This is a genomic window from Rhizobium aouanii (assembly GCF_037002925.1).
In the GTDB taxonomy this organism is placed as follows: Bacteria; Pseudomonadota; Alphaproteobacteria; order Rhizobiales; family Rhizobiaceae; genus Rhizobium; species Rhizobium aouanii.
Window position 1 is genome coordinate 45,585 of the sequence record NZ_JBAMYD010000022.1, and the last position, 16,920, is coordinate 62,504.

Genomic DNA, 16,920 nt, shown 5'->3' on the forward strand with positions numbered 1-16,920 from the left:
GTCTCTCAAAGGTGATGCTGCCCTCGATTGGTTCAATTCGATGGCGCTGATGCGAGACCGACCCCTGAACGGAGGCTACCAATGCAGGGATTATTGCCTCAATGTCTTTTCTTCCTTTCAGAGTCACCCGCGGCCTGGAGTTTGCGGCCTTCCCGCGGGATCGCCGGAGAAAGCTCTCGCTGATGCGAAGCGAAAAGCCGAACGCATCCATTTGTGGTGCAACCCGAATTCGCAGCTCTGCCGGATCTGAGAGCACCTGAAGACAGTTCCCGGAGTGATAACGAATGGTTTGTGAAATGGTGTTGAGGTCGTTCTCGTAGATCTGTGGTAGGACACGTCGCGGTGGAGTTCGCGGCGCCCGTTAGCGACAGAATGGCCGCATGCCCATCCACATTGTCGATCCAAGTGCCGACGCCGGCATCCCACTACCCTTCGATAATTGTCAATTCCATCTCTCTCCTTTAAGCCATGGAGGAATGTGCCCTGTCGGGAGCTATCATCGCTTAGCCTCATTCGACCATCCGCCGCCCTCAGGGGCATCAATGATCTGCAAGGCTTGCAGAAGCGGTCGCCCAAACTTAACGAATTTTCTGGCCAAAATCCTAATCTCCTTCAAGTTTTCGTCCTTAGCTTCAATCTTGTTGCCGTCCCTCACGAGGCGTTCGCCAGTGCTGTCCAGGAAATCCCACACATAGTTGGCCAAGGCCTCCGCGCCGTCTTCGCCCGCGGTAGTGGCGAGCACGAATAGCTGTGTCATGTGGTTGAGCCCGATCCCGCCGCCGGTCACCGGCGATACCATGTGATGCAGATCCATGCTGACAAGCGCCCGTTGCAGAATGTGTCGGTTCAGCGCCCTGCACTGCTCAGAGACCGTCTCCGAGGGGCTTTGGGCCGGGGCGGCAAAACCAGCCCCCGTGAGTACCGTCAGGAGATCAACAATGTCCTGAGGTTTAAGCTTTCGCAGCTTGTCGTGTTTGAGAAGTTCCTCAACACGTTTTGGTCGGTAGCCATCGTCGGCCAAAGCCTCGAGGATCAAGTCGTATTTGTCGGCGGGCAGTGCCACTTCGCCCCTCGCGCAGATGATCTTTTTCGGGACATCAATCTCCGGGACTACAAGCACGAATGCCAGCGCGTACCAGGCGTCGCGGTGTTCCCGACCCGGGAGTGGCCTTGCTCCCTTTACGAAGATATCGGTGCGGAAGCGGCGGTTCAGCAGAAAGTCGCGAACCGTCTCGCGCATGATCGGATGACCGATCTGCGACACGAATTTTGTGCCCGCCTCGTTGAGCTGGAACGCATCGATCCCGTCAAGCAGCCGTGCTGAGCCGACATATGTGAGTTTGGCCTCATCGAGGCTACGGGCCATGTCAGAAAAATGCTCCAGATGCCAATCCGCATTCATATATTCGTGTCCGAGATAGTTACGTCCCTGTTTACCCATTTGCTCCAGATGATGCTTGGCGAAAGGGTTGTCCCGGAAATAGTACGAGCCGGCCTTTGCGATCTCTTCCGCGAACTGCACCGCACCTTCGATCCTCTCGATCGGTCTCGACATCTTCCCGCCCCCATAGTCCTGGTAGAGGGACATCAGCTGCCGGATCGGTACGACTGGAGCCCAGCCGGGCAGGCAGTTATAGCTTATATATGCGAGACCGCCGGGCCGAAGTTTCCGCCGGATGATGTCGGTGATGATCTTGCGGTTCTTTTCCGAGATCCAGCTCCAGATACCGTGAAGCGCTATTACATCAAAGTCCGGAAGATCCCTCCGGTTGGCAAACTCCTCGAAGGAATTGTCGTACAGGTGAATGTCGGCTCGGGACGCATCGGCCAGTTTGCGAGCTTCGACTGTTTGCGCTGGATTGAAGTCAGTACCCCAGTAAGTTCCGGAAGACGCCGCGGCGAGCATATTGATCGTAACCCCCTGCCCGAAGCCTAGCTCCAGATATGACGGCGCATCGGGCAGTTGCGGCTCTACGGCATTGCATAGGCATGCCAGGCGCAACATGGCCGGGTTCATTTCCGGATAGTATCCATGCGTATAATTGAGGTCAGTGAAGTAGCCGTATGACCACGCCATCAGCGAGTCTCCAGGACATTCAAGGCTCGTGCCCGTCGTCCTTTGTTGTTGGTTTTGAAAAGAAGCAAGCGACATTGGCCGGCACCACGCGTTACAGCGGGAAACCGACGGTGACACATTCCCCTCCCGTGAAGGAAACCGTCGTGACCTCGACACCTTGGCGGAAACGGGGCCGAGAAAGATGGTCGATCGTCATTGGCTAAACCCCTCCTATCTGTTTCGCCGCTCCAGCGATGATATTGATGGACGAGTCCCTTCAGCCAAACGACTGGTCGGCGGATCCGGTGACCCCGCAGCCATCGCTCGCCGATGCAGCCGGTAGGGCACGGCACGGGACAGGGAGTGGCACGCGCGGCGTTTATGCGAAATTCGCGCCGGTCATCTCCAAGGATATATCCCAGAGCCGCGCCGCCGCGCCGCTATCCAGCGCCTGCCTCGGGGGCGTCTCCTCGACGGGATATCCGCGCATTCCGCCCATTCCGTCAGGTCCATAGTACGCGCCGTCCCGTGCCATCGGATCGGTCCCAGCGTAGAGCGTTGGCAAGGCGCCTTGCCAAGCGGGTTGGAACAGGAAAGGCAGGAAACGGCGCAGCATTCCGGGCAGGCTCGACCGCCCCGAGCCGTTCACAATCAGATCGGTGCGTGTGATGCCCGGATGGGCCGCCAGGCTTTCAACGCCCCATCCCGCCGCTTTGCTACGCCGGCTCATCTCGAAGGCGAACATGATACATGCCAGCTTGGACTGACCATAGACCCGCATCGGTTTGTAGCTGCGCTCGGCCTGCAGGTCATCGAAGTCGATCGCGGCGCCGCGCGCCGCCACGCTGCCGAGGGTCACGACGCGCGGCCTATGCCCACGCTTCAAGAGCGGCAGCAGATGCGCCGTAAGGGCGAAATGGCCAAGATAGTTCGTTCCAAACTGGAGTTCGAAGCCATCGCTGGTCTCGCGTCGCACCGGCGGTCTCATGACTCCGGCATTGTTGACCAGAAGGTCGAGCCTGTCCTGCTCCTGCGCGAGCCGCGCCGCAAAGCTGGCGATCGACGCAAGGTCTGCGAGATCCACTTGTCCGAACCGCACCTGCGCGCCAGGCACCGCATGTCGGATCGCGGCCACGGCTTCAGCACCCTTTTGAGCATTGCGCCCGGCGATCACGACGCGGGCGCCGGCGCGGGTCAGAGCTAGCGCGTCCTCGTAGCCCAGCCCCCCGGTGCCGGTCACCACGACCGCGCGGTCCTGTTGAGATGCAATATTACTGGCCGTCCACTTGGTCATCTACGATCCTTTCTTCTTGCAAGGCGGAGGAGGGTCGAGCGATTCTTGCCTCGACGCACTATGTTCGTCTTCATACTCAAGATGCCAGTTGCGGCGCAAACTGCCATGCCTGAAGGCGCAAAAAACATGCCTGATTCTACGACCGTTCCTGCCAAGCATGCATCGCTTGCAACCGATCCAGGTCAATCGTCCGAAGACTTCAGGCCGCATAAAAACGGTGAGACCGCCAGCCGCCAAACCGGTCAGCCCGACGAAGGCACTCTTTTCAGCGCTCACATTGAGGTGAACAACGAGGTCGCAACACGATGAAGGCGCTGAGGCAAGCAAGCAGGAGCACAAATGCCCCGCTTTCAACCAGCACACTCCAGTTTCTTCGACTGACGCGGGTGACCAATTCAGCAATGGCGAGATTGGGAACGTCAAAAAAGATCACAATGATCGCGTCGAACTAGCCGCTGAAGTCCGGCTCGCGACCGAACCCTCCGACCAGCACGGACCAGAGCCATCTTCCACTCGATAGAGCCACGACCCGATCGTCAGCGCGAACAGCCTGACCGCCCAGGGGCGATGCTGATCCAAATTGCCGGCCGGCTCGGGCATAGGCCATGGCGGCGCGGCGCACCATCTACGCGCCGTTGAAGCCAAAGCCCATATCCATCAGCGGGCCGCCGATCATACCTCTTCTCAATATGAAGCGAAGGCCATCAAGCCCGGCAACGCCGAGTGCCACCGCTTGGCCGGGCGAGTTCCCGACCAACGGGCGAGGAACTTTCCGCTATGGCGCTTGTGTTGAATCGCACATCATTGTGCGCTCCCTTTCGAAGGCATGGCTGCTGCCCTGGTGGGTCGCGGAAGCTTCTTTATCGCTTCATTGCGCGCGGCGAAGCACCATGGTCCGGCCGAGAAGGGTGGTGCCCCTATAGGCGCGGAGTTCCAGTTTTCCTCTCACAAGCGTTGCTCGGGCGGAATGGGTCTGGCCAGTCGCTCCGCTGTAGAAATTTCCGCCTTCCCAGCGGCCGTCAGCGGCATCCCACTTGAGGTTGGTCACCAGAACAGCTCGCTCCAGAGAACGGCTCCTGAGGTTCGGATCCGGATTCAGGGTGTCCTTCTTGAAGGTCTTGCCATCAGCCTCGACCAGAAGCTTTCCGTAGAGGACCCGGGCCGCATAGGTTTCTCCGGCGTCGAACATCTCAAGTTTAAGGTTGCCGTCCTCGGACTCCCATACGCCGACAATCTGATCCGGCGAAGAGGCCTGTGCGAAAGCCTCTCCAACCGGGAGACCTGTCATTCCTGCCGAGAGCACTGCAGCCAGCAACAGGCCCATTAGTGATTTCACCATTCTATGCTTCCTTTTTGACGGTTTGGGGCGGACATCGACAAGAGAGTCGTGGCGCGCCAGACGCTGTGGTTGCCAATGATCCAGCGGCTCTCCTCAAAAGGAGCTCGGTCTTGGAACCGGCCGGACAACTGCCGGGACATTGCGCCCGTGAAGCTACATGCTCGCGGCGCGGCGCCGAATGCCCAGAAGCTCAAATTTCCTGCCTGATCCTACAGTTGAGCAAAGCGAGTATGGCTCATCCCAGCTCGCTCAACAGTTCGTGAAGAGGCGAGCAAACCGGCCTTCGTTCGAGCCGCCAATGCTGCCTCCTCTCCCTCCCGCCAGTGATCTGAGCAAGCGGATCCCCTTGACATTTGTTTGGTACCTCACATATTTGCTAGGTAGCTAGCAAAATTGGAGCATGCGTTGGTGGATCGGGAGCGGAAAGGTACAGATCGCGACCTTATCGGAGCCTGGACAAAGCGATGCTACTTTGCCGGACGGGCGGTCATGGACTCTGCCCTCCGTCCTTACGATCTCGGATCCGTGCAGTGGTACGTGCTTTACCATCTCGCAACTGCCGGACCGACCATGCAGCGTGATCTCGTGCGGTTGCTTACGATCGAACGCGCCACAATGACCGGCATCGTCGCGACCCTCGTGCGCAAGGGTCTCGTCGAGCAAGAGCCCGACCGGGTCGATCAGCGCCAGAAGCTTCTACGCATTACCGCCACCGGCGCCAAGTTGTGGGGCGAGCTGCCCGATCTCTCTTTCATCCGCTCGGTCGCGTTCGACGGCATCGACGAGGCCGACATCGCGGTCGCGGTCCGGGTTATTCAGACCGCAACGGAGCGTCTCGAAAACCTGCTACAGAAAGGAACGGCGTCATGACAGTCTTGGTAACCGGCGCAACAGGGCTCGTCGGAGCCCGCCTTCTTCCGCGCCTTGTCGAAGCAGCGGTGAATTGCCGTGTCCTGATGCGTGGCGGGAAGCAGGCGCCCCCCGGCGTCAGCGCGGCAGAAGCGGACCTCCTCGATCCCGCGTCCCTCATGCGGGCGGTGGAGGGCGTTTCGGCGATCATCCATCTCGCTGCGGTTTTCCGCACGCCCGACGCCGATCTTATCTGGAAGAGCAACCTCGAAGGCACGCGCAACCTCATCGCCGCGGCAAAGGCGCGTGCGCCCGAGGCACGTTTCATCATGGCAAGCACGTCCAATATCTATGACGCGGACAGCCCGTGCCCAGGCCGTGAGGACAATGCGGCCAAGCCGCAACAAGCCTATCCGGCCAGCAAGCTCGCCGCCGAGAACGCGCTGCGTGAAAGCGGGCTAAACTGGGCGATCCAGCGGTTCGGCTTCGTCTATGGCGACAAGGACGGACATCTCGAAGAGTTGCCGCGATTGGTCACAAACTTCAAAATGCAGCCGGCCCAAAGGATGAGCATGGTTCATCATCGCGACATCGCAACCGCCATGAACCTCGCCCTGGCCGGCGCTATGGATGGGCGCATCGTCAATATCGCCGATGAGGCGCCCACTTCGATCTACGAGCTTGTTGCGCTGGTCGGCGGAACAATGGAACCGTCTTCGGCACCGCTCGACAATCCCTGGCGCCTCCACATGGATGTCTCACTCGCTCGCAGTATTGGTTTTCGGCCGATCGTGAGGACCGTTTATCAGGCAATGCAGGAAGACCTGATGTGACGCCGCCGTCGGCAGTTGACGGCCGGAGGCATATCCGCGCCACTCACGATGGCATTTCTTCGCAGCAAATCAGGAAGGCCGCTCCGAGCCGAGGCGGCAAGGGGCGACCTGCTGCAACACGGCCTTACGCTGTTCGCGCCTTGCGGCTGGCGTACTGGCTATACATGCGCTGGTGGTTCAGCGCGTCCTGCTTTGGGGCAACGCCGAACATCCGGGAATATTCGCGGCTGAACTGCGAAGCGCTTTCGTAGCCGACCTTGTAGGCGGCTTCCTCGACGCTTGCAGCGTCCGCGACCATCAGGCGTCGCGACTCAAGGAGGCGCAACTGCTTCTGGAACTGAAGCGGTGTCACCGAGGTGAGCTGCTTGAAATGCTGGTGAAACGATGACGGGCTCATGCGCGCCACCTCGGCCATTTGTTCTACACGCAGCGTCTGGGCGAAATTTGCGCGCAGGAAATAGATGGCCTTGGCAATCCGCATGAAATTCGATTCCGGCACGGCCAGGCTGCAGAGTTCGGCGCCGTGCGGGCCGGTCAGAAGCCAATAGCAGATCTCCCGCATGACAGATGAGTAGAGGATCGGAATTGCCTTCGGCGTCTGGGACATCCGGATCAGGCGCAGCACGCATTCCGCCAAAGGTTCGTCAACCATTCCGACGAACACGGATGGACCGGGCGTGGCAGGCGAAACCGGTGGCGTCTCCAACTGCTCCCACACCTCGCGCAGCATATTCACGTCGAGATCGATGGTGACGCCGATATAGGGTGTCTGCTCACTTGCCTCGACAACCCGCCCGCTGGCCGGCATTTCCATGCTGACGACCAGGCATTCCATGGCGCCATAGCGAAGCGTCTCTTCGCCGAAGAGAATTTCCTTTGCGCCCTGAGCCACCACGCAGAGCGAAGGACGATAGATCTGCCGCATAGGCATCCGCTGCTGGTAGGAACGGATGATGTTGACGTTCTCGATCTGCGTCGGAAACAGGCCTTCACCGCCGCCTTGACTTTCGATGTATGCGGTGATCCCGCCAAGCAGCGATGACGACACGCGAACCTCCGGTTGGTTTCGAGGCCAACGCAGCACTCGCCCTTCAGCCGGCAGCATATCGCCGCCTGTAGGAATAGGCAAGTTTATTGAGGTATTCGGCATTCTGGTCATGGAAGACTTCCTCTAGCTTGATGACGTCACTCACAGCCAGGGAAGCATCAAGCATGACAGAAACGGCCGCTTCGTCAATAGATAAGCACGCTGATCTGCCCACCATATCTACTGCGAGCGGCGATGAATACGTTGAGGGTCGGCGGGCCACAATGCTGCTTATTACGCTGTTTCTTGTCAGCGCCACGTCCCAGATCGACCGGATGCTCCCCTTCGTCCTGGCCGAGTCAATCAAGGAAGAACTCGATCTGAGCGACACCGAGATGGGCTTGCTCACGGGCCTCGCCTTTGCGGTCTGCTACACGCTGCTGTCAATGCCCCTCGCCCGCGCCGCCGATCGAGGATCGCCCCGTACCGCCCTCGTTTTATGCATCTTGCTCTGGAGCGCTATGACATTACTCGGCGGCCTCGCCATGAGCTTCCTGTTCCTCGCCTTTACCCGGTTCGGTGTCGCGTTCGGCGAGGCCGGCGGAACGCCCTCCAGCCACGCGATCATCGCCCGGAAGATCCCGCCCGCGCACCGCGGGCTGGCGCTCGGCATTTTCTCGATGGGCATTCCACTCGGCACTATGGTCGGGTTCGGCGCCGGCGGCGCTATCGGCGATACGCTCGGCTGGCGTACAGCGCTGGTCGGGGCCGGCGCCATGGGCGGTCTTATCGGCCTGCTGGCGTTCGTTGTCGTCGGCCCGACCCCGGCGCTCAAGCGTACGGCGGCCAATAGCGAACCGTTCTTGAAGGCAAGTCTGCGGTTGCTTTCCTCCTCGGCATTTCGTTGGCTGTTTATCGGCTCGATCGCACTCGGTTTCGCCGCAGCACCGTTTTACGCTTTCGCGGTTCCTTTCCTGATCCGCACCCACGACTTCAGCGCCAGCGAGGCTGGTTTGGCGTTCGGGCTGCTGCAAGGCCTGATGGGGATTTGCGGAACACTGATAGGTGGGCGCCTGTTTGACCGCGCCGTGCGCTCCCGCACCGGCAGGGTCCTCGGGCCGCCCGCAATCCTGTTCATGATCGCAAGTCTGACGACGACCGCTGCGTTGCTCGCGCCGGTCGGGTGGCTTTCTATCCTCCTTTTCGTCCCCGGCATGTTGTCCTTCGCGTTTTTGCTCCCCTGGTGCTTTGGCGCTGCCCATTTGGTGGCAGGCAAGGGCAAGGAGGCGATGGCGACGAGCATTGCGATGATCGGCTCCGGTCTTCTGGGGCCGGCACTCGGCCCCCTTATCGTCGGCATGATCAGCGATGCGGCGACAGCGGCGCAGGTTCCCAATGGCCTTGGGCTCGGTCTGCTCACCGTCCCAGTCGCAAGCATCCTGACCGGCATCGCCATGCTGATCGCAAACCAGCGCATTGCTGCCTCGCTACGGCGGCCGTGACTGCCGAAGGGCCACGGCCGCAACCCCCGACTTTCACGAATTTCTGCGAAAGAGAGGTTCTTTCCATGTCCGACCCGATAACGCCCGTCGCACCGTCTTGGCGCTCGCCGCCGCCCCAGCGTCAGCAGGTCCGCGTCCATGCCCGCTCTGGCCGCATCTGCAAATCGGAGGATGTAGCCATGGCCATCGCCGCCTTGTGCGCGGGAGACGGCGAGTGGATCAACAGCCACCTCGTCTCCGCCAACGGAGGCTTCCTCTGATCGGCCGGGGCGAGTTTCGCGCCGCCGTGTGGCGCCGCAACGGGACGGACGATCAGCAACGCAATGTGGGCAATAATCAGGAGAAACTGCATGGTTGAGTTGGTCATCAATGGTAGGTCGGCGAGCGTCGACGCCGAGGTCGACAAACCCCTCCTCTGGGTGCTCCGTGAGGATCTCGGGCTGCTCGGCCCGAAATACGGATGCGGCATTGCCCAATGCGGGGCTTGCCGGGTCCTCATCGACGGAAAGTCCACTCCCTCCTGCATCACGCCAGTCGGTTCCATCGCGGGCGCGTCGGTGGTGACCGTAGAGGGACTGGCTCAGGCGAACGGCGCCCTATCGGCAGTGCAGCAGGCGTGGCTCGACGAGCAGGTGCCGCAATGCGGATTTTGCCAACCGGGCTTCATCGTCGCCACCACGGCGCTGCTGGAGGCGAAGCCACGTCCGACAGACGCCGACATTGATGAGGCGATCACCAATATCTGCCGCTGTGGGACCTACCCGCGCATCCGCCGCGCGATCCATCGCGCCGCCGCCATGTTGGCCGAGCGTTGAGGAGACAGTCATGGCCCGTTTTCTCTCCCGTCGCGGCTTCCTGATCACCGGCGCGGCCCTTGGCGGCACCGCCCTTGTCGCCGCTGTCGGCGGCGTCGGCTATCTCGCCACCGTCGATGTCGACGGCCTTCACGGCCATCTCGACGGCGAGCGGGCCGCGCTCAATGCATTCCTCATCATCCAGAGCGACGGCCGGGTGGTCGTCAATGTTCCGCGCACCGAGATGGGCCAGGGCATCCATACCGGCCTTGCCATGGTGGTGGCCGAGGAACTGGATATCCCTTTCGACGACCGCATCACTGTCGAATTCCCGACGGAGGCGCATCCGGCCTATTCCGTGTGGTTCAACATGCTGCAGATCCGCCCGGAAGAGGCGTCCGGACCGGTTGTTTGGGTGGGTCGGCGGGTGCTGGGGCAACTGGGCTTCATCGCCACCGGAGCGTCAGGCTCGACGATGGGTATGTGGCACCCGATGCGCGTGGCCGGTGCTTCGGCCCGCCACATGCTGCTGGCGGCGGCGGCGGCGCGGCTGGATGTGCCGGCCGCGGAGCTTGCCACCGGCGACGGATTTGTTCGCCACGTGTCGTCCGGCCAGCGGCTGTCCTACGGCGAGCTTGCCCGCGAGGCCGCCCTCCTGCCACCACCCGATCGTCCAGCGCTGAAACCTGCCTCCGAATGGCGGATCATTGGCCGGTCGCAGCCGCGGGTCGATCTCCCTGCCAAAGTGCGGGGTGAGCCGGTCTTCGGCATGGACATCGCTCTGCCTGACATGGTCCATGCCGCCATTCGGCATGCGCCGGTCTTCGGAGCCAAGGTGGGCCGCGTCGTCAATGAGGCCGAGGTTCGTGCTGCGCCCGGCGTGCGTGACGTCGCCGTCGTCGACGGGCAGAAGGTGGCTGTGGTCGCCGCTTCCTGGTGGCATGCCGAGCAGGCCGCCTGGCTCCTCGATATCGAGTGGACCAAGACCGATGCTGACGGTGTCAGCAGCACCGAGATGTCAGCGCGACTTCGATCCGCGCTCGCAAGCACGACCCCGTACGAGCATATTGACGACGGCGACGCCGATTCCGTGATCACAAACGCTTCGACGGTGCTCGAGGCGGATTACACGGTGCCATTCCTTCCCCATGCCTGCATGGAGCCGATCAATGCGACTGTGTTCATCCGCGACGACTTGACCGCAGAGGCGTGGGTCTCCTCGCAGTCGCCGATGGCCGTGCGGCAGGGCGTAGCCCGTGGCGCGGGGTTGGCGGGAGTCGAGCCAACCTCGGTGACCTGCAACATCACCATGAACGGCGGCGCCTTCGGCCGGCGCAGCGATCAGGACGTGGTGGCCGAGGCAGCTTTCCTCGCGGCGCGGCACCGTGGGCGACCGGTCAAACTGATCTGGTCGCGCGAGGAGGACATCGCACGCGGGCTATTCCGCAGCCATGCAGCTGCCCGACTGCGCGCTGCCCTCGGGCCGGACGGCCTGCCGGTTGCCTATGACGCGCTTGTCGCGACGCAATCAGTCATCGAATCGGTCGCCAGCCGCAACCTGCCCGTCAACCCCGGTCCCGATGGGGATCGCATTTCGGTCGAGGGGTTGGACAAGCTGCACTACGCCGTCCCCAACCGTCGGATCCGCAGCCAGCATGTACCCAGCCACATGCCGATCCACTTCTGGCGATCGAACGGCTTCTCGTTCAACACCTTCTTCACAGAGAGCTTCATCGATGAATGCGCCCTGGCTGCCAGGGCGGATCCTTTGGCCTATCGCAGGGCACTTCTTCGGGGCAGCCCGCGCCACCTCGCCGTGCTCAACCGCGTGGCCGAGTTGGCCAAATGGGGCACGCCTATGGCGCCAGGTCGCGGTCGCGGCATCGCCATCGAGGAGTGCTATCGCAGCGTCGTGGCGCAGGTGGCCGAGGTGACGGTGGCCGCAGACGGTGAAATCAGAGTGGACCACGTCTTCTGTGCAATCGATGCGGGGCTCGTAATCAACCCCGACGCTGTGATCGCCCAGATGGAGGGCGGCATCAGCTTCGGCGTGACGACCGCGCTGATGAGTGCCATTTCGCTCGATGCCGGCGCGGTCGTGGAATCGAACTTTCACGATTTCCCTATGCAGCGTCTGGCCAATGCGCCGGCGATAGAGGTCGCGATCGTCGACAGCGGCCTGCCGCCGGGCGGGGCGGGCGAGCCGGGGATCGTGCCCGTTGCCGGCGCGATCGCCAACGCCATCCAGGCAGCCACCGGCCGGCGGATACGATCGTTACCGCTGGCCGTCACCGAGACCGTCGACGAACGCCGAACCCGGACCGTTTTGTCCCCCGTCGCGACGTGAGGCGTGTGCTCGCCTTGGATCAGGAAAACTCCTGCCCGACGAGCCGACCAGAATTGCCACTGATCCTGTCTATCTGCGGGCGGCTTCAGAATCACCGGAGGCGGCCCACCTCCCTTCAGGTCGCGCGGTCCACATCCGGCGAAAGCTGCCCCTGTCATCGATCGAAGAGGAATGGCATTATGGATTTTGATCCGGTAGCAGCGATCATGGCGTGGATCGGCGCCTATGGGCTCGTTGGTCTTTTCGCCATCGCGCTGGCCGAGCGCTTCGTGCCGGTCATCCCATCCTACGGGCTGCTGCTGGCGATCGGAATCGGCGCAGCGGACGAGGCCTGGTCGCTGCCCGCTGCATTCCTTTCAACGGTCGCTGGCGGTATGTTCGGCTGCGCAGCCTTGTTCTACACCCTGCGTGGGTTGGGCACCACGCGGTCCGTGCGCCTCCTGAACGGAGCTGGGCGGATCTTCGGAATGTCAGTCGATCGCATTGAGCGCGGGACTTCGTCATTCCGCCGGAACCAGGCAATGCTTGCGTTCGCTCTCCAGCTCGTCCCCACCGTCCGGCTGTTCGCTCCGGCCTTCGCCGCCATTCTGCGCGGAAGGTCACGAAGCGTCCTCGTGGCATCGGCCGCCGGCATCGCCGTCTGGAACGGGCTGTTCATCGGCATCGGCTTCTACGCCTCCCACACGATCGAGAAGGGGAACATGACGGTCCTCGCTTTGGCAGCCCTGGGCTGCCTGCTCGTTACGGAAGTAGCCCTATTCTGGCTCGCACGATGGGTTCGCGCCCGTAGCAGACGGGTGCGCGCACTATGCCAAACCTGATGACATCTGGCGGGGGCGCGCAATCGACAATGCCACAAGCCCAAGAACATGTTCGGGGTGATATCCAATGAAACAGCAGCGTATGGCCGAGACGTTCGGCTTCTTACGAGCCTGGCTTAAGAATCCTCTGCGCATCGCCGCCGTCGCGCCGTCGGGACGGGCGCTGGCCAACCTCATCACCTGCGAAATATCGCGCGACACCGGGCCGGTGATCGAGCTTGGCCCCGGCACGGGCGCATTCACACGCGCCCTGATCGCCCGTGGCGTCAGAGAGGAAGACCTAACGCTGATCGAGTTCGGGTCCCAGTTCGCCGCTGCACTCCATTGCCATTATCCAAGAGCGCGCACGCTTTGGATGGATGCCGCCCGTCTGCGTACGATCGACCTCTCCGACGGGACGCTAGCCGGCGCCGTGGTCAGCGGCCTGCCTGTGCTGTCGATGCCGCCACGTAAGGTGATCGCGATCCTGACCGGCGCATTCCGCAAGATGAGACCGGATGGCGCCTTCTATCAGTTTACCTACGGCCCGCGTTGTCCGGTTCCGCCTCGATTGATGGACCACCTCGGGCTCCAGGCGGAACGGATCGGTGGCACGCTCGTCAACCTTCCTCCGGCGGCTGTTTACCGGATCAGACGCACGCACCCCAATCATTTCCACCTTGATCGCGTCTCATTGCGGCAGCGCGAGCCCGTTGGATAAAAACTGGAAAGGCGCGAACGGAGCTCTGATTGGTCCGAGCTGGCGTCTTCGAGCGATTAACTGCGCAACAACCTTTGTCGCCGCGAGTGGCATGTCCTGCCAACCTGTGAAGCACGCGGTTTTAACCATTGGGCGGATCGGCTGCTTTCGCGACCCATTTCCCGATAGGGACGGCACGGGCAGCGATGTCGAAATTCGCTGGGTATTTCCGTCTCGATGAAGGAGGCAAGAGCTGCACCTTGCCTCCTCCTAAAATCTTACAGGTCCAGCTGTGATCTTTGTCTTAAGCCGACTCGCCGCAGCCTCAGAACTGGGAAATTGCAGGTTCCCCCTCGAGCCGCTTCTCTGAACAGCAACATGCGACGCTCTGCATGAAGGCCGCTCTTCGCCCTCGATCCGCGAGAGCGTCTGCTGAGCGAAATTGAAATCTCATTGGCCCGTCCGAGCACGAGCTGTTGCCTGTGCCGCCCGGATCAACCCCTGATACTGGGCATCCTTGTCAGGATACCAGGGCATTCGTGCAATATCGGTGAAACCCGGGATCGTCTCCATATGCTGGACCATGCGCCGGCGCATCGCCTCGTCCGGTAAGGGGCCGTACATGGCCCGGACATTGTCCTCGGCATGCTCCGGATTCGAAGTACCGCATAGCACGGTCGTGACGGCTGGATGGGCCATGACCCACTTCAGGAAAAACTGTGCCCAGGTCGCGGCTTCGAATTCCCGAGCGAAGTCCGGCAACGGGCGACCTTCCACCACCTTCATCAGGCGTGCCTTTTCGAGCGGAAGGTTAATGAAGACGCCGACCCCGCGGTCGGCGGCGGCCGGTAGCAGGCGGCGCTCGGCGCTGCGGTTGAAGATCGAATAGTTCGTCTGAACGAAATCAACACCGCCACGCTCCACGAGTTCGGCGAGCTGATCCTGGGGTCCGGATTCATGGTGAGTCACGCCGACGTAGCGAATGCGACCTTCCTTCTTCCAGGCCTGCATGAGGGGCAGGACCACCGGTGCGTTGACGATGCTGTGGCACTGCATGAGGTCGATCGTGTCGCGCCAGATACGCAGCCTCGACTGCTCGAAACTTGCCACAGCATGGCTCTCGTCGCCGAGATATTCGCCGGTCGACCAAATTTTATTGGCCACGAAAATCTCGGATGCCTCCGGTGTACCCGCAAGGAACGCGCCAACAGAAACTTCCGCCGATCCGTAGAGGGGCGACGTGTCGATGACCCGACCACCCCCCGCGACGTAGCGCCGAAAGACCTCGCCAAGGCGCCTGCGGTCGTCACCCGGGCGGGCGTCAAAGGTCAGGAAGGTGCCGAGACCGAGTGTGGTGAGGGTCTGCTGCGTTCTCGGAATCGTTCGTGTTCGTGCGGATTTCGCGGGAGCCGTCTCCGGCACGCTCGCTTGGCCCTGGGCGTTGGCCCCACCGGAAAGGAACGGTGTTGTAGCCAGTATGGTGGCTCCCGTGCCTAGCGTACCGATGAAGCCGCGCCGGCTGAAGCCGGAATTCTGCCGTTCGCTCATGCAATTGTCTCCTTTTGTTGTAAACTTGACTTCATGCACGGACCTCTGCGCATCGCGGGCTGGGTGACCGAACCACCAGAGACCTTCGATGCGGATCGGCGGCTCTCGAAGACGCCGCCCAGTGGCATGAGAGATCGCGTTTGCGCGCACGACGGCTAGGTCACTGCCGCTAAGCAACGTGCGGTGACCGCTCCGACCCGCGAGGAGCCGGTGGCGCGGCGAGTTTGGATGGCTGAGATACCCATGGTTCAGACCACAAAGTCGAAGCGTGCGAACTGACCGTCGCCTGCGGGGCTAATGGTCATAAGCAGCGTTTCGTCGAAGATCCGGTCGCGCGCATTGCCCGGCTCGCCTGGGAAAAACAGCTGCGTTGTCAGGACAACTCCGCCCGGACGCTGAACCCGGAAATGAAAGTGGCGCGTGCGTCCCGGATACAGCGCCGGCACGACGGTGTTGAACCACCAGCGTCCCTGCTCGTCGGCGAACTGATGCCCGCGCAGGCGGAAGCCCGAACGATCGTACTCGCCGTTTTCGTCCGCCTGCCAGATCTCGACGAGGCTACGCGGCATGGGGCGACAGCGATCATCGAGGACGTAGCCGGCCACGGTGATGCGTTCGCCGCGGGGCGCCTCCAGATATAGATCCTGCTTCAGAGGTGAGTTCGGCTTGAAGAACGGGCCGGCCTCGCGGGCGGGCGTCGGTTCGTCTCCATCGGTGCAAGCGCGCGTCAGCGGCAGCGACGGCGCCTCCTGTCCGATAGCGACCGCTCCGGAAAGCGGCACGAGCGGCATGGCGAGAAAACCCGAAAGAAGTGCGCGCCTTGATGTCGTCATTGCGGGGCCTCCGTTGCTCACCGGATTAGAACTGCCAATCGACCGGGACCCAGGCATAGGCCGTGTCGGTCTTGAGTATGCGACCGAGACCCGGGAATGGATAGTGGAAGCCGAGAATGAGAAGCCGGTCTGCCGCCGCCATGTCGAAGATGCGGCGGCGGGAGGCGAGGGCGGTGTCCTTGTCGCGATCTGGCCCAGGCGTCCATGGCCGATCGACATTGACGATCGGGTGGTAGGCGAGATCGGCGGTCAGCAGGAGCTGATCGCCCCCCGATTGAACAAGGAAGTTTGCCATGCCGGGGGTGTGGCCGAGCGCCGGAAGCGTGGTCAGTCCGGGGACGATCTCTTCGCCGGCCTCGTACAACTCGATCCCGTTGGTGACGGGCTCGACGCTCCGCTTGATGGCGGCTGCGAAATTGCGACGGAAATCCCCTGGCACCGGCATATAGGAAAGGTCGGGATCGTTGCGGACGAAGAAGTCCCAGTCTGCCCGTGGCGCAAAGATTGTCGCGCGTGGGAAAGCCTTGCCGCCGTCCGCGGTTCGAAGGTTGCCCACATGATCCGGATGCGCGTGGGAGACCACTACGACGTCGATGTCCTCGGGCCGCAAGCCGATAGCCGCCAGGTTCTCGAATATGCGGCCACCTTGTGGTCCCATGGTCTGCCCGGCCCCGGCTTCGAGCAGAATTCTGCGGCGGTTCGTTTCGATGAGCAGCGTGTTGAGGTTCAGCGTCAGGCGATCAATCGGCAGGAAGGCGCGTTTCAGAACCTCCTGCAATTCTGCCTCCGGCGCATTGCTGGCATAGACGCGCGGAGGGCCGCCGATCAGCCCGTCGCTCAACACAGTTGCTGAGATGTCGCCGACGCGAAAGCGGTAATGGCCGGCATTCCACTGATTGGCGCGTAGCGTGTCAGGTGCTGTTTGCGAGAGGACCGCACCGGTCGGCAAAAAGAGCGCCGAGGCGCCGGTCGCGGCTGTCAGCATGATCTTGCGGCGA

Annotated in this window: 17 protein-coding genes; 9 read left to right on the top strand and 8 right to left on the bottom strand. The window is 62.0% G+C overall.

Annotated features, from left to right (window positions below; translation table 11 throughout):
• Nucleotides 1-496: 496 nt before the first annotated feature.
• Nucleotides 497-2,077: a methyltransferase regulatory domain-containing protein gene (locus tag V8P77_RS30035; protein WP_335915820.1), complete on the bottom strand. Its 1,581-nt coding sequence runs from the start codon at nucleotides 2,075-2,077 to the stop codon at nucleotides 497-499.
• 358 nt (nucleotides 2,078-2,435) lie between these two features.
• On the bottom strand, nucleotides 2,436-3,350 hold the full coding sequence (locus V8P77_RS30040; protein ID WP_335915821.1) for an SDR family oxidoreductase: 915 nt from the start codon (nucleotides 3,348-3,350) through the stop codon (nucleotides 2,436-2,438).
• Between the two features lie 60 nt (nucleotides 3,351-3,410).
• On the opposite strand from V8P77_RS30040, the gene V8P77_RS30045 reads away from it, so the two are divergent.
• Entirely contained in the window at nucleotides 3,411-3,659 is a 249-nt protein-coding gene (locus V8P77_RS30045; RefSeq protein ID WP_335915823.1) for a hypothetical protein, read from the top strand.
• Nucleotides 3,660-4,218: 559 nt separating this feature from the next.
• Here V8P77_RS30045 and V8P77_RS30050 read toward each other — a convergent pair.
• Entirely contained in the window at nucleotides 4,219-4,689 is a 471-nt protein-coding gene (locus V8P77_RS30050; protein ID WP_335915824.1) for a DUF2147 domain-containing protein, read from the bottom strand.
• A 489-nt stretch (nucleotides 4,690-5,178) separates the two neighbouring features.
• On the opposite strand from V8P77_RS30050, the gene V8P77_RS30055 reads away from it, so the two are divergent.
• Both V8P77_RS30055 and V8P77_RS30060 read left to right on the top strand, forming a co-directional pair.
• The gene (locus V8P77_RS30055) at nucleotides 5,179-5,559 is read left to right on the top strand and encodes a MarR family winged helix-turn-helix transcriptional regulator (RefSeq protein ID WP_373694620.1); all 381 of its coding nucleotides are present in this window, start codon (nucleotides 5,179-5,181) and stop codon (nucleotides 5,557-5,559) included.
• On the top strand, nucleotides 5,556-6,371 hold the full coding sequence (locus V8P77_RS30060) for an NAD-dependent epimerase/dehydratase family protein (protein WP_335915827.1): 816 nt from the start codon (nucleotides 5,556-5,558) through the stop codon (nucleotides 6,369-6,371). The genes V8P77_RS30055 and V8P77_RS30060 overlap by 4 nt, the downstream gene beginning before the upstream one ends.
• Before the next feature lie 124 nt (nucleotides 6,372-6,495).
• On the opposite strand, the gene V8P77_RS30065 is transcribed toward V8P77_RS30060, so the two are convergent.
• Together V8P77_RS30065 and V8P77_RS30070 are read right to left on the bottom strand one after the other, a co-directional pair.
• The gene (locus V8P77_RS30065) at nucleotides 6,496-7,419 is read right to left on the bottom strand and encodes an AraC family transcriptional regulator (protein WP_335915829.1); all 924 of its coding nucleotides are present in this window, start codon (nucleotides 7,417-7,419) and stop codon (nucleotides 6,496-6,498) included.
• Between the two features lie 43 nt (nucleotides 7,420-7,462).
• On the bottom strand, nucleotides 7,463-7,585 hold the full coding sequence (locus V8P77_RS30070) for a hypothetical protein (RefSeq protein WP_281426555.1): 123 nt from the start codon (nucleotides 7,583-7,585) through the stop codon (nucleotides 7,463-7,465).
• On the opposite strand from V8P77_RS30070, the gene V8P77_RS30075 reads away from it, so the two are divergent.
• From V8P77_RS30075 to V8P77_RS30100, 6 genes are all read left to right on the top strand, one after another.
• Complete coding sequence (locus V8P77_RS30075) at nucleotides 7,584-8,900, top strand: MFS transporter (RefSeq protein ID WP_335915832.1); 1,317 nt, start codon at nucleotides 7,584-7,586, stop codon at nucleotides 8,898-8,900. The two genes, V8P77_RS30070 and V8P77_RS30075, sit on opposite strands and share 2 nt — an antisense overlap.
• Nucleotides 8,901-8,965: 65 nt before the next feature.
• Complete coding sequence (locus V8P77_RS30080; RefSeq protein ID WP_335915833.1) at nucleotides 8,966-9,160, top strand: hypothetical protein; 195 nt, start codon at nucleotides 8,966-8,968, stop codon at nucleotides 9,158-9,160.
• A gap of 90 nt (nucleotides 9,161-9,250) precedes the next feature.
• On the top strand, nucleotides 9,251-9,715 hold the full coding sequence (locus V8P77_RS30085; protein ID WP_335915835.1) for a (2Fe-2S)-binding protein: 465 nt from the start codon (nucleotides 9,251-9,253) through the stop codon (nucleotides 9,713-9,715).
• A gap of 10 nt (nucleotides 9,716-9,725) precedes the next feature.
• Nucleotides 9,726-12,041 carry a xanthine dehydrogenase family protein molybdopterin-binding subunit gene (locus V8P77_RS30090; RefSeq protein ID WP_335915836.1) on the top strand — a complete coding sequence of 772 codons (2,316 nt, stop codon included), beginning with the start codon at nucleotides 9,726-9,728 and terminating at the stop codon, nucleotides 12,039-12,041.
• Nucleotides 12,042-12,220: 179 nt separating this feature from the next.
• On the top strand, nucleotides 12,221-12,862 hold the full coding sequence (locus V8P77_RS30095) for a DedA family protein (protein ID WP_335915837.1): 642 nt from the start codon (nucleotides 12,221-12,223) through the stop codon (nucleotides 12,860-12,862).
• Nucleotides 12,863-12,944: 82 nt separating this feature from the next.
• Nucleotides 12,945-13,562: a class I SAM-dependent methyltransferase gene (locus V8P77_RS30100; RefSeq protein ID WP_335915866.1), complete on the top strand. Its 618-nt coding sequence runs from the start codon at nucleotides 12,945-12,947 to the stop codon at nucleotides 13,560-13,562.
• A gap of 429 nt (nucleotides 13,563-13,991) precedes the next feature.
• Here V8P77_RS30100 and V8P77_RS30105 read toward each other — a convergent pair whose 3' ends face one another.
• From V8P77_RS30105 to V8P77_RS30115, 3 genes are all read right to left on the bottom strand, one after another.
• A complete protein-coding gene (locus V8P77_RS30105; RefSeq protein WP_335915839.1) occupies nucleotides 13,992-15,089 on the bottom strand; it encodes an aldo/keto reductase in 1,098 nt (365 codons plus the stop codon).
• A 248-nt stretch (nucleotides 15,090-15,337) separates the two neighbouring features.
• Nucleotides 15,338-15,922: a dioxygenase family protein gene (locus tag V8P77_RS30110; protein WP_335915841.1), complete on the bottom strand. Its 585-nt coding sequence runs from the start codon at nucleotides 15,920-15,922 to the stop codon at nucleotides 15,338-15,340.
• A gap of 25 nt (nucleotides 15,923-15,947) precedes the next feature.
• On the bottom strand, nucleotides 15,948-16,907 hold the full coding sequence (locus V8P77_RS30115; RefSeq protein WP_335915867.1) for an MBL fold metallo-hydrolase: 960 nt from the start codon (nucleotides 16,905-16,907) through the stop codon (nucleotides 15,948-15,950).
• Between the last annotated feature and the right edge of the window lie 13 nt (nucleotides 16,908-16,920).